This window comes from Nocardia fodinahabitans, assembly GCF_052983615.1.
In genome coordinates, this window is sequence record NZ_JBRJJC010000001.1 from 878,279 (window position 1) to 890,177 (window position 11,899).

Genomic DNA, 11,899 nt, shown 5'->3' on the forward strand with positions numbered 1-11,899 from the left:
GTCGCCCGGCGGTTTTCGTGTTTCGGTGGGTCAGACGCCGATGACCGTGGGCACGATCATCGGACGGCGACGATAGGTGTCGGCGACCCAGCGGCCGACCACCCGGCGCACGCCCTGGGCGATGCGGTGGGTGTCGGTGATGCCCTCGCCGGCCAGCCGCAGCAGCTCGGACTCCACCAGCTCGTTCGCGCCGTTGAGCGCGGCCGGATCGTCGGAGAAGCCGCGCCCGTTGATCTCGGTGCTGACGGCCTTGCCGGTGGTCGAGTCGATGACGACGGTGATCGAGATGAAGCCGCCCTCGCCGAGGACCAGGCGGTCCGACAGGGTCGACTCGCCGACGTCGCCGACCGAGAGGCCGTCGACGTAGACGTGCCCGACCGGTACCCGGCCGACGATGGAGGCGATGCCGTCGACCAGGTCGACCACCACGCCGTCCTCGGCCAGCACGACCCGCTCCTCCGGTACACCGGTGGCCACCGCGAGCGCGGCGTTGGCGCGCAGGTGCCGCCATTCGCCGTGCACCGGCATGGCATTGGTCGGGCGCACCGCGTTGTACAGGTACAGCAGCTCACCGGCGGAGGCGTGGCCGGAGACGTGCACCTTCGCGCTCTGCTGGGTGATGACGGTGGCGCCGAGCCGGGCCAGCCCGTTGACCACCGCGAACACCGAGTTCTCGTTGCCCGGGATCAGCGAGGAGGCCAGCACGATCAGGTCGTCGGCACGGATGTTGATCTGGCGGTGGTCACCGCGCGCCATCCGGGCCAGCGCCGAGAGCGGCTCGCCCTGGGAACCGGTGGAGATCAGCACCAGGCGGTTGCCGGGCAGGTTCGCCGCCTGATCCATCTCGACGACCACGTTGTCGGGCACCGTCAGATAGCCCAGATCCTGCGCGATCTGCATGTTGCGCACCATCGAGCGGCCGACGAAGCAGACCTTGCGGTTGTGCTTCTGCGCCACGTCGACGACCTGCTGGATGCGGTGCACGTGGCTGGCGAAGGAGGCGACAATGACGCGGTTGCGCGCCTTGCCGATGACGTTGTCGAGGACACCGCCGATCTCGCGCTCGGGGGTGACGAAGCCGGGGACCTCGGCATTGGTGGAGTCGACGAGGAACAGGTCGACGCCCTCGTCGCCCAGACGGGAGAAACCGGCCAGGTCGGTCAGGCGGCCGTCGAGCGGCAGCTGGTCGAGCTTGATGTCACCGGTGTGCAGCACGACACCCGCCTGGGTGCGGATGGCGACCGCGATGGCGTCAGGGATCGAGTGGTTGACCGCGAAGTACTCGCACTCGAACGGGCCGTGCACGGTGGTCTCGCCCTCGGCGATCTCCATGAGCTTGGGCTGCAGCCGGTGCTCGCGGCACTTGGCGGCCACCAGCGCGAGGGTGAACCGCGCGCCGATCACGGGGATGTCGGGGCGGTTGCGCAGCAGGAACGGCACCGCGCCGATGTGGTCCTCGTGGCCGTGGGTGAGCACGATGGCGACGATGTCGTCCATCCGGTCCTCGATGGGCCGGAAGTCGGGCAGGATCAGGTCGACGCCGGGCTGCTGGTCCTCGGGGAACAGCACACCGCAGTCGACGATCAGCAGCTTGCCGTCGTATTCGAACACGGTCATGTTGCGGCCGATTTCGCCGATGCCGCCGAGCGCGAACACGCGCAGGCCGTTCTTGGGCAGCTTCGGCGGGGTGCCGAGCCGGTCCTGGGGTGCCTTCTCGCGCGGCTCGGCCACGGGCGCGGAACCACGGCCGCGGCCGCCGCCCTGACGGCCACGGCCACCACCACGGGACTGCTGCTGCGGGGCCTGCTCGGCGGCGGGCTTGCTCTTGGCGCGGCGCGAGGTGGCCTTCTTCGGCGCGGTGACCTGCTCCTCGGCGACGCTGATCAGATCGGTGCCCACCTCGGCCTCGCCGACCAGGTTCGCCTCGGCGACGATCTCGGCGACCGGCTCGGGCTTCGGCGCGGCCTGCTTCGGCGGCGCGGCCTGCTCGACCGGGGTGGGTTCGGGCGCGCCCGCCGCGCGGGAGGCGGACCGGCGACGCGGCTTACGAGCGGTGGGTTCGGTCATGCCGACACCCCCGCAGCTTGCAGATCCAGCGCCAGCGCGTCGAGCTGCGCCTGCGTCGGCATCAGCTGGGGCAACCGGGGTTCCCCCACCTCGACGCCGAGCAATCGAAGAGCTCCCTTGCACATAGCCACACCTCCCAGGCGGGTCATGGCCGCGAACAGCGGCAACAGTGTCGCGTTGATCTCCCTGGCCCGGACCACGTCACCGGCCGTGTAGGCCTGGTGGATCTCGCGCAAGCGCTCCGGCACGACGTGCCCGATGACGCTGATGAATCCGGTGGCGCCGACCGAGAGCCAGGGCAGGTTGAGGCCGTCGTCGCCGGAGTAGAACGCCAGACCGGTGGTCGCGATGAGATCGGCACCGGAGACCAGGTCACCCTTGGCGTCCTTCACCGCGACGATGTTCGGATGGTCGGCGAGGCGGCGGATCGTGTCGATAGCGATCGGCACGATCGACCGCGGTGGAATGTCGTAGAGGGTCACCGGCAGCGAGGTGGCGTCGGCGACCGCGGTGAAGTGCGCGAGCAGACCCTCCTGCGTGGGACGCGAGTAGTACGGGGTCACCACGAGCAGGCCGTGCGCGCCCGCGTTCTCGGCGGCGCGCGCCAGCTCGATCGAGTGCGCGGTGTCGTAGGTGCCCGCGCCCGCGATCACGGTGGCGCGATCGCCGACCGCGTCGACGACGGCGCGCAGCAGCTCGGCCTTCTCGGTCTCGGTAGTGGTGGGCGATTCACCCGTGGTCCCCGAGATCGCCAGGAGATCGACGCCGCGGTCCACCAGGCGCGCGGCCAGGGCCACACCGGCATCGACGTCGACCTTGCCCGCAGCGCTGAAGGGGGTCACCATCGCGACACCTACCGTGCCGGACGCGTGCAGCTCCGTTGGCGTCGATTCACCGTTCGTCATGGTCAGAAAGGCTACCCGGTCGCCTGATGAGCCTCGACACCCTAGCGGCCGATCCGGCTGCCGGTGGGTGTTTTTCGCCGGCGTCCCCGGTCGGGATGACATCACGACCATCCTTGCGTGATGTCAATAATGACGCCACACTGATGTCATGGATCTGAACGCTCACACCGCGCGGCTGCGCGAGGAACTGATCGCCGCCGCCGCACTCGGCGACGAGAAAACGCAGGCCACCGCCGCCGCACTGGCCGCGGCGGTGGAGAGTTCGAGCAGGCTCGTGCTGCTGTCGGCACTGTCGGAGCTGGCCGCCGAGATCAGCACCGAGCTCGGCGACCGCACCGTGCACGTGCGCCTCGACGGCACCGAGGCGGTGGCCGACGTGCGCAAGAACACGCCGTCGGGCTCGGACGAACAGCCGACCTTCGAGGAGATGACCGGTGACATCAGCCGCGTCACCCTGCGCCTGGTCGAACAGCTCAAGAACAAGGCCGAGGAGGCGGCGGCGCAGAACGGGCAGTCGCTGAATTCCTGGCTCTCGGGCGCGGTCACCAATACGCTGCGCGACCAGATGCGCGGCCAGGGCCCGAAGGGCTGGTAGCCGGTCACAGCAGCGGGGCCAGGTCGCCGCGCTCACCGAGGACGACGTCGTCGAGTTCGAGCCAGTCGGCCATCTCCCGCAGCGCGCCGCGCAGCGCGTGCGCGGTCTCGGCCGTCGCGTAACCGGGTTCGGCGAACGCGCCGGGCGCGAGCAGCCTGCCGCTGCCGCGCTCGGCGCGCAGGTCGACGCGGCCGACCAGCACGCCGTCGAGCAGGAACGGGAAGACGTAATAGCCGTGCACCCGTTTGGGTTCCGGCGTGTAGATCTCGATGCGGTAGTGGAAGTCGAAGATCCGCTGGGTGCGCGGACGGAAGAAGATCAGCGGATCGAACGGGCACAGCAGGGCGGCGCCGCTGATCCGGCGCGGGGTGCTCGCCTCCGGGTGCAGGTAGGCGGGCGCGTCCCAGCCGTCGACCTCGACCGGGATCAGTTCGCCCGCGTCGACGAGGTCGGCGATCGCGGGGGCGCTCTGGCGCCGGTTCAGGCGGTAGTAGTCGCGCAGGTCGGTCTCGGTGCCGATGCCCAGCGCGCGGCTGGAGCGGCGCAGCAGCTCGCGCACGGCGTCGTCCTCGCCGATCTCGCGGTCGAGGACGTCAGCCGGGACCACGCGTTCGGTCAGGTCGTAGTGGCGGGTGAAACCCGCCCGGCGCGCGATGGACAGCTCTCCGGCGGCGAAGAGCTGCTCGCACACCATCTTGGTGTCGCTGAGATTCCACCAGGTGCCCTTGGGACGGGGCTTGTCCAGTTCCAGATGGCGTTCGATCTCGCCCGCGCTGGACGCGCCGACCTCGGTGACGACATCGAGGATGTCCTTGCCCAGCGTCGGATTCCGTTCGATGACCTTGCGCATGCCCGACCAGCGCCCGTGCCGGTACTCGGCCATCCGCCAGCGCAGCAGCGGCCAGTCCGCGACCGGGATGAGCGCCGCCTCGTGCGCCCAGTACTCCACCAGGCCGCGCCGTGCGCGCGGACTGTCACTCCAGGCCGCCTGCTCCAGCAACGTGCGGTCGTAGGGACCGATCCGGCTGAACACCGGCGCGTAGTGCGCCCGCACCACCGCCGACACCGAATCCAGTTGCAGCAGCCGGGTTCTGGCGACGACATCGAGGACGGCCCGCCGGTTCGGGTTGGCCGGACGACGTTTGCCGAAACCCTGCGCGGCCAGCGCGATCCGCCGGGCCGTCGCCGCATTCATCCGCTGCATTCCCTCAGCCTGGCACAGGGGTACGACAGGTGAGCCCGGCTCAGGTGGAGACCCGCACGACCCCCGCGGTATCGATCTCGGTGCGCCGGTCGCCGGTCGCGGCGGCGGCGAGCACGGTCGCCACCCAGCGCCGTCCGATCGGCAGCACCCGCACCGTGACCGTGCCCTCCTGCGCGCTGTCGAGCGCCTCGACGGCGGCGTCGATCACGTTGTGGCGCACCCAGGTCGGGACGCCACGGAAGCCGCCGTCGTCGAGCAGGGTGACCTCCACCCCGCGCGCGCGGGCGGCGCGCGCGGCGGCGCTGAGCTGTTCGGTGACCAGTTCGGGGGCGCGCAGCCCGTCACGGAGTTCGGCTTCGAGCAGCCGGCACTGTTCGCGTTCGTCGTCGGTGAGGTGGGCGCCCTCGGCGATGCGCGCGAGAATCGGCCGGGCGAGCAGGTCGAGCCGGGTCAGCTGCCGGTCGCGTTCGGCGCCGGCCGCGGCCAGCGCCGCCTCGGTGGCCGCGCGCTGATTGGCCTGGCCGCGCAGCTCACGCAGCGAGCGCTGGGTGGGCCGCACGATCGCCATGAACACCGTCACCACGCCGACGGTGGCGACCGGGGTCAGCGCCCGCACCACCGTTTCCGGATGCCAGGTGGTGAACACGCCCATGGTGACGAGCACGGTCGCGGCGGCCGCGACGCCGAGCCAGGCCGACAGGATCCGCCCACGCAGCACCAGCATCGCCAGCAGGTACGAGGTCGGGTAGGCGGTCCACAGCTGGTGCGAGAAGCCCGTGGGGTTCTCGATCCACGGCACCGTCAGCGCCATCGCGGCCGGTCCGGCGCAGGCGACGTAGGCGGTGGCAGGCCACGGCAGCGGATCCACCGGGAACACCAGCACGACCAGCGCGGCGACGGCCATCAGCACCAGGGCGACGGCGGCCGGGATCGGCGGGACGATGTCGAAGTTCACCCGCAGGTACATGACGATGGTGGCCTCGAAGATCACCACGAACAGCCAGGCCATGCCGTCGCTGAGGCCGAACAGGTCACGCATGCCGAACGGCAGGTCACGCTCAGCCATGACTGCCCCACACCAGGGTCACCACGGTGCCGGTGCCGGGCGCGGATTCGACGAAGGCCGCCCCGCCCGGCAGCGTGCGCATGCGGCCCAGGATGCTGCCCGCGATGCCCATCCGGTCGGCGGGTACCCGGGCCGGGTCGAAGCCGGCGCCGTCGTCGGAGAGGACCACCTTGATGCCGCCGGTGGCCACGGTGACGGCCACATCGCGGCGCACCCGCCTGCCGGCGACGTCGGCGTGGCGCACGCTGTTGCGTACGGCCTCGCTGAGCGCCGCGCCCAGCACCTGCGCCGATTCCAGCGGCAGACACAGATCGGCCCCGCGCCGCGCCGCCTGGACCGGCAGATCGGGATCGACCTCGTGCACCGCGGCCCGAAGGAACTCCACGGCGGCGGCCGCGTCGAGGTGCTCGAGTTCCGGTGCGCTGCGGGCCTGTTCGAGCTGGTCGAGGGTGCGGGTCGCCTGGGCGGACAGGGCCGCGGTGGAGCCCGTCGTGCGGGAGGCCTCCAGCAGGGTCGACAGCACCGCGTCGTGGATGAGCGCGGCGAAGCGGGCGGCCTCACGTTCGCGGGCCGCCGTCGCCGCGACCGTCGCCGCCCGCGAGCGCTGCCGGACGGCTTCCTTGTCGACCCGCTCGGCGGCGGTGCGCGCGTAGACCACGCACCACAGGAACAGCGCCGCCACCCCGAGCGCCCTGGTGACGTCGCCGAACAGCGCCCATGCCGAACTGTCCGGCACCACGGCGGCATTGGACGCGCTGGTCGCCACGGCGAGCACCGCCGCGAAACACGACGCCGTGCGCACCGACCAGGCCAGACCACCCGCCATCACCCCCAGGACCAGCCCGCGATACGGCCACGACGCGAACGACCCGACCGTCACCACCGAATACACCAGCGGCGTCGTCACGGTCGCCACCAGATAGCAGATCGCGGCCGCCGCGGCGATCCGGCGGATCGCGGTGACCGGCCCACGCGCCGACACCACCGCCAGCGGCGCGAAGAACAGGTACGCGGCCACCAGATGCGCCTCGGGCCACACCGAGCTGTTGATCGGCTGGATCAGCACGGCGGGCAGTTCGAGGGCCATCACGATGATCGCGCCGACGCCGATCACGACGCCGAGCCGGCGCAGGATCTGATCGGTCGCCGCCCGGGAGAGCTCGGTGTCCACCGCGACGGGCCCGGTTGCCGGGCGGACCGCGGTGGCGGTCACGGGCGCTGCTGACGTTCCGGCACGGGCAGCCAGCCGTCCTCGACAGCCCGTTTGTACAGGTCGGTCTTGGTGGGCGCGGGCCTGCCCGCGTCGGCGTACTTCTGCCGGATGCGGCCGAGATAGTCGTTGACGGTCTGCTCGGACAGGCCGGTCAGCCGGGCCACCCGCGACGCCTTCTCCCCCGAGGCGTACAGCATGAGCACTTCTTCCTGACGCGGGCTGAGCCCGACGTCGGACAGCTGCGGGTCGCCGTCGATCGCCGCGGCCCAGTCGGTCGTGACGACCTGTTCCCCGGAGGCGGCCCGGCGTACCGCGGCGACCACGGTCGCCACGCTCTCGGACTTGCGCAGCACCCCGAGCACACCCGCCTTGGCCGCGGAGCGCACCAGGAAGGCGTTGTCGGCGCCGGTGAACACCAGCACCTCGATGCCGCGTTCACGCAGCGTGGTGACGTTGTCCTCGGGCGTCGAGCCGTCGGGCAGGCGCAGGTCGAGCACGACCAGGTCCAGGGCGTCGTCGGCGGCGAGCAGCCCCGCCACGGTGTCGGCGGTCGCGACCAGGTCCAGATCGGGTTCGGGGCCGAGCATGGCCGCCAGCCCGATCGCGACGGACTCGTGGTCCTCGACCAGCCCGATCCGCCGTACCGCCGGAGTCTGCTGCAACTCGCTCACCGACCACTCCCCATCCTCGAACACCCATTCGCGGCCAGCCCGCAACCCGTCGGTGTCGAGTTCTACCGCATCCGGCGCCCGCGTGTCAGCCCACCAGAATTCGGGGCCGCGGCGATTCGCGCACGTCGAGGCCGCTCGCCGCCTCAGCCGATCCGGCCACGGCGCGACCACCAGCGCGGCCTCGGCGCGGCGACGACACCGTGGGTGAGCAGACTCTCGGCGGTGTCGAGCACTGATTGCCGGACGGGCAGGAAGGTCAGTCCGAGTTCGGATTTCGCCTTCTCCGCGCTGACCCGCTCCTGCTTGCCCAGGGCGGGCACGACACGCTTGACGGCGTCATCGGTCAGCGCGGCCAGCTTGACCATCCAGTCGGGCAGGGTGCGTGACGGCACCGCGAAACCGCGCGGGCCGAACTCCGCGGCGAGGATGTCCGCCATCTCCCGCATCCAGACATGCTCGCCACCGCAGATGTAGCGCTGCCCGCCGGCCGCGGGGGTTTCCATCGCGAGGCGATGTGCGCGGGCCAGGTCGCGGACGTCCACGGTGGACCACCCGACGTCGAGTGATCCCGGCACCTTCCGGCCGAGCAGCCTGATCACCGGCTCGTGCGACATGTTGGTCTGCGGATGCAGCACCGGCCCCAGAATCATCGGCGGGTGCAGGGTGACCAGATCGAACCCGAGCGCCGGCGACCGGTCGACGAAATCCCGGGCGGCACGTTCGGCGAGGACCTTGCTCTTGTCGTAGCCGGTGAGCCGGTCCGGGTTCGACGAGTCCTGTTCGGTGAACACCTTGTCCACGTCGTGGCCCTGGTTGACGGTCACGATCGAGGAGGTGAGCACGACCCGTCGCACGGTCGGGCTCGCGGCGGCCGCCCGCAGCACCCGCAGGGTGCCTTCGACGGCAGCCTCGACCATCGCCTGCTCGGACTCCTTGCCGCCATCGGGAATCGGCGAAGCGACGTGCAGGACGTAGTCGCACCCCTTCACCGCGACATCCCAGCCGTCGTCGGCGGTCAGGTCCGCCTGCACGAACTCCACCGCACCGCCGTGCCGTTCGGCGAAATCCACCAGATGGGCGCGCCTACCGGCCGCGCCGAGCTCGCGCACGGTAGCCCTGACCTGATAGCCGTGCTCGAGCAACTCCCGGACGCAGTGTCCGGCCACGAAGCCGGTGGCACCGGTCACCAAGACGATCGCCATTGTCGATTCCCTTGTAGCTCACAGGGATTCACTCCCCACCCCGATCAATTCGAGGCGGAGTCTACTGTTCTCGACCGTGCCGCGCGCGCCGGCTCAGTCCATCAACTGCGCGGCGACCGTCGCACCGAGATTCCAGCACGCCTCGAGGTCGGACTTGGCCGGTGCACCCGACACCACCACATAGTCGGCCGCCTGCACCCAGCCGAGCCCCGTGGTGATGGCCGTGACGCCCTTCTCCGCGCCTTCGGTGCCCTCGTTGCCGTGCACGTAGAGCCCGAACGGACGCCCCCGCGTCGAGTCGAGGCACGGGTAGTAGACGGTGTCGAAGGCGTGCTTGAGCGCGCCGCTCATGTAGCCGAGGTTGGCGGGGGTGCCGAGCAGATAGCCGTCGGCTTCGAGGACGTCGACGGCGGTGACCGCCAGGGCGGCCCGGCGCACCACCTCCACGCCCTCGATCTCGGGATCGGTGGCGCCGGCGACGACCGCTTCGAACATCGCCTGGGTGTGCGGCGAGGGGGTGTGGTGGACGAGCAGTAACCGAGCCATGGTCTACTCCCCGCGTTCCAGCTTTTCCAGGGCCACCGCGCGGCGCATGGTCTCGCGGGCGCGGGTGCGGTCGCCCGCGTAGTCGTAGGCGCGGGCCAGCCGGTAGGAGGAGCGCCAGTTGTCCGGGTCGGCTTCCCATTCGGTCTTGATCCGCGCGAACAGCGCGTCGGCGGCGTCGCGCTCGATGCGGCCGGAGGGCCGCCGGGGCAGCTCCGAGGTGTCGACCTCGAGGCCCTCCTCGTCGATCCGGCGGGCCAGGTGCTGGTGCGCGAGCGCCGCCTGCAACGTCGCCCACACGATCCACACGCCGACGATCGGCAGCAGCAGCATGCCGATGCCGATCGCGATCCCCGCGAACCCGCCGTCGGCGATGTAGGCGATGGCCAGCCCGCCCAGGCGGATGAAGTAGTAGACCAGCGCCAGCACCAGGAACGCCACCAGCGCGACGATCTTCACGACCTGGCGGTCAGGTCGCCACGCGGCGGGTTCGGACGCGTTCACAGATCCAGGAACGGGTCGAGCCCGACCGTCAGACCCGGACGTCCGGCGATCTCGCGCACCCCGAGCAGCACGCCCGGCGCGAAGGAGTTGCGGTCGATGGAGTCGTGGCGGATGGTCAGCGTCTCGCCCTGGGTGCCGAACAGCACCTCCTGGTGCGCGACGAGCCCGGCCAGACGGACCGAGTGCACCCGCACCCCGTCGACGTCGGCGCCACGGGCACCCTCGAGCTCGGTGGTGGTGGCATCGGGGCTGAGTCCGACGCCCGCCTCGGCGCGGGCCGCGGCGATCAGCCCGGCGGTGCGGTAGGCGGTGCCCGAGGGCGCGTCGGCCTTGTTCGGGTGGTGCAGCTCGATGACCTCGACCGACTCGAAGAACCGCGCCGCCTGCTCGGCGAACCGCATCGACAGCACCGCGCCGATCGCGAAGTTCGGCGCGATCAGCACGCCGACGCCGGGTCGCTGGGCCAGCTGGCCCCGTACCTCGGCCAGACGCACCTCGTCGAAGCCGGTGGTGCCGACGACCGCGTGGATCCCGTTCTCGATCAGGAACTTCAGGTTCCCCATCACCACGTCGGGATGGGTGAAATCGACGACCACCTGGGTGCCGGTCTCGGTGAACGTCTCCAGCGCGTCACCCTTGTCGACCTGGGCGACCAGCTCCAGATCGGCTGCCGCCTCCACGGCCGCGCAGATGGCCTGTCCGACCTTGCCGCGTGCTCCGAGCACTCCGACCCGAATGGTCACCCGTATCTCCTCGTGTCTCGCTTCGCCCTTACCGGCAAGCCTATCGAGCAGCGACGGGTGACCCGGCGCCGAGGTCAGTCGAACACGATCACCTGGCGCAGCGCCGCGCCCGCCGCGAGCTCGTCCATCGCCGCGTTGACCTGGTCGAGTCCGATCCGCGCGGAGACCAGCCGTTCCAGCGGCAGGGTGCCCGCGCGCCACCGGCGGACGTATTCGGGGATGTCGCGCTCGGGCACGGCCGAGCCGAGGTAGCTGCCGACGATCGTGCGGCCCTGCGCGACGAGGGCCAGCGGCGAGATCGTCGCGGTGGCGTCGGGGGCGGGCAGGCCGACCGTCACCGTGACGCCACCGGGTGCCGTGGCGGCGACGGCGGTCTCGAAGGCGCGCACATTGCCCGCCGCCTCGACGACCACCTCGGCCTGCACACCCCGCTCGGCGATCTCGCCCGGCGTGAACGCCGCGGTGGCGCCGAATTCCCTTGCCAGCGCCAGCTTCTCGGGCACGGTGTCGACGGCGATCACCTCACCGAGGCCGAGCGAGACCGCGACGAGCACCGCGGCCATACCGACCCCACCGAGCCCGACGACCATGATCCGATCACCTTTCCCCGGCTTCGCGGCATTGAGCAGCGCGCCGCCGCCGGTGAGCACCGCGCAGCCGAGCACCGCGGCCACCTCGGGCGGCACGTCGGCGTCGACCGGGACGACCGACCGCCGGTCGACGACGGCGTGCGTGGCGAAACCGGACACGCCCAGGTGGTGGTGTACCTCGGCGCCGTCGCGGTGCAGCCTGCGGCCGCCGCCGAGCAGTTCACCCGCGTTGTTGGCGACGCTGCCCGGCCCGCATGGCGTGCGGCCGTTGCTCGCGCACCCGGCGCATTGGCCGCAGCGCGGCAGGAACGTCATCACGACCCGCTGCCCGACCGCCACGTCGGTGACGCCGTCGCCGACCGCCTCGATCAGTCCCGCCGCCTCGTGCCCGAGCAGCATCGGCACCGGCCGCACCCGATTGCCGTCGACCACCGACAGATCGGAATGGCACAGTCCCGCCGCCTCGATCCGGACCAGCAGTTCCCCGGGGCCCGGTTCGGCCAGCTCGAGGTCGCACACGGTGATCGGCCGCGACTCGGCGAACGGCGCGGGCGCGGCGATGCGTTCCAGGACGGCTCCACGAATCCTCATGTGCG

General features: G+C 71.3%; 12 protein-coding genes. 1 reads left to right on the forward strand and 11 read right to left on the reverse strand.

Annotated features, from left to right (window positions below; all coding sequences use genetic code 11):
• Window positions 1-30: 30 nt before the first annotated feature.
• Together NV348_RS04335 and dapA are read right to left on the reverse strand one after the other, a co-directional pair.
• The gene (locus NV348_RS04335; RefSeq protein WP_447145812.1) at window positions 31-2,067 is read right to left on the reverse strand and encodes a ribonuclease J; all 2,037 of its coding nucleotides are present in this window, start codon (window positions 2,065-2,067) and stop codon (window positions 31-33) included.
• Window positions 2,064-2,972: a 4-hydroxy-tetrahydrodipicolinate synthase gene (dapA, locus tag NV348_RS04340; protein ID WP_447145813.1), complete on the reverse strand. Its 909-nt coding sequence runs from the start codon at window positions 2,970-2,972 to the stop codon at window positions 2,064-2,066. Before dapA ends, NV348_RS04335 begins: the two co-directional genes overlap by 4 nt.
• A gap of 148 nt (window positions 2,973-3,120) precedes the next feature.
• On the opposite strand from dapA, the gene NV348_RS04345 reads away from it, so the two are divergent.
• Window positions 3,121-3,567 (forward strand): hypothetical protein, encoded by a 447-nt coding sequence (locus tag NV348_RS04345; RefSeq protein WP_447145814.1) that lies wholly within the window; start codon window positions 3,121-3,123, stop codon window positions 3,565-3,567.
• A 4-nt stretch (window positions 3,568-3,571) separates the two neighbouring features.
• Here the strand turns inward: NV348_RS04345 and NV348_RS04350 are convergent, their stop codons facing one another.
• From NV348_RS04350 to NV348_RS04390, 9 genes are all read right to left on the reverse strand, one after another.
• Window positions 3,572-4,771, reverse strand: a complete 1,200-nt coding sequence (locus NV348_RS04350) for a winged helix-turn-helix domain-containing protein (protein ID WP_447145815.1) — start codon at window positions 4,769-4,771, stop codon at window positions 3,572-3,574.
• A 40-nt stretch (window positions 4,772-4,811) separates the two neighbouring features.
• On the reverse strand, window positions 4,812-5,837 hold the full coding sequence (locus tag NV348_RS04355) for a DUF8320 family protein (RefSeq protein ID WP_447145816.1): 1,026 nt from the start codon (window positions 5,835-5,837) through the stop codon (window positions 4,812-4,814).
• The gene (locus NV348_RS04360; RefSeq protein WP_447145817.1) at window positions 5,830-7,050 is read right to left on the reverse strand and encodes a sensor histidine kinase; all 1,221 of its coding nucleotides are present in this window, start codon (window positions 7,048-7,050) and stop codon (window positions 5,830-5,832) included. The genes NV348_RS04355 and NV348_RS04360 overlap by 8 nt, the downstream gene beginning before the upstream one ends.
• Window positions 7,047-7,721, reverse strand: a complete 675-nt coding sequence (locus NV348_RS04365; RefSeq protein ID WP_355277765.1) for a response regulator — start codon at window positions 7,719-7,721, stop codon at window positions 7,047-7,049. Before NV348_RS04365 ends, NV348_RS04360 begins: the two co-directional genes overlap by 4 nt.
• A 143-nt stretch (window positions 7,722-7,864) precedes the next feature.
• Window positions 7,865-8,923 carry an SDR family oxidoreductase gene (locus NV348_RS04370; RefSeq protein ID WP_447145818.1) on the reverse strand — a complete coding sequence of 353 codons (1,059 nt, stop codon included), beginning with the start codon at window positions 8,921-8,923 and terminating at the stop codon, window positions 7,865-7,867.
• 93 nt (window positions 8,924-9,016) lie between these two features.
• A complete protein-coding gene (locus tag NV348_RS04375) occupies window positions 9,017-9,469 on the reverse strand; it encodes a flavodoxin family protein (RefSeq protein WP_447145819.1) in 453 nt (150 codons plus the stop codon).
• A 3-nt stretch (window positions 9,470-9,472) separates the two neighbouring features.
• Window positions 9,473-9,970 (reverse strand): hypothetical protein, encoded by a 498-nt coding sequence (locus NV348_RS04380; RefSeq protein ID WP_447145820.1) that lies wholly within the window; start codon window positions 9,968-9,970, stop codon window positions 9,473-9,475.
• Window positions 9,967-10,713: a 4-hydroxy-tetrahydrodipicolinate reductase gene (gene dapB, locus NV348_RS04385; RefSeq protein WP_447145821.1), complete on the reverse strand. Its 747-nt coding sequence runs from the start codon at window positions 10,711-10,713 to the stop codon at window positions 9,967-9,969. The genes NV348_RS04380 and dapB overlap by 4 nt, the downstream gene beginning before the upstream one ends.
• A 74-nt stretch (window positions 10,714-10,787) precedes the next feature.
• Entirely contained in the window at window positions 10,788-11,894 is a 1,107-nt protein-coding gene (locus NV348_RS04390) for an alcohol dehydrogenase catalytic domain-containing protein (protein ID WP_447145822.1), read from the reverse strand.
• Between the last annotated feature and the right edge of the window lie 5 nt (window positions 11,895-11,899).

Bases quoted from the DNA above. Each gene is read 5' to 3' on its own strand.
- NV348_RS04335 (WP_447145812.1), bottom strand. From the start codon at position 2,067: ATGACCGAACCCACCGCTCGTAAGCCGCGTCGCCGGTCCGCCTCCCGC.
- dapA (WP_447145813.1), bottom strand. From the start codon at position 2,972: ATGACGAACGGTGAATCGACGCCAACGGAGCTGCACGCGTCCGGCACG.
- NV348_RS04345 (WP_447145814.1), top strand. From the start codon at position 3,121: ATGGATCTGAACGCTCACACCGCGCGGCTGCGCGAGGAACTGATCGCC.
- NV348_RS04350 (WP_447145815.1), bottom strand. From the start codon at position 4,771: ATGCAGCGGATGAATGCGGCGACGGCCCGGCGGATCGCGCTGGCCGCG.
- NV348_RS04355 (WP_447145816.1), bottom strand. From the start codon at position 5,837: ATGGCTGAGCGTGACCTGCCGTTCGGCATGCGTGACCTGTTCGGCCTC.
- NV348_RS04370 (WP_447145818.1), bottom strand. From the start codon at position 8,923: ATGGCGATCGTCTTGGTGACCGGTGCCACCGGCTTCGTGGCCGGACAC.
- NV348_RS04375 (WP_447145819.1), bottom strand. From the start codon at position 9,469: ATGGCTCGGTTACTGCTCGTCCACCACACCCCCTCGCCGCACACCCAG.
- NV348_RS04390 (WP_447145822.1), bottom strand. From the start codon at position 11,894: ATGAGGATTCGTGGAGCCGTCCTGGAACGCATCGCCGCGCCCGCGCCG.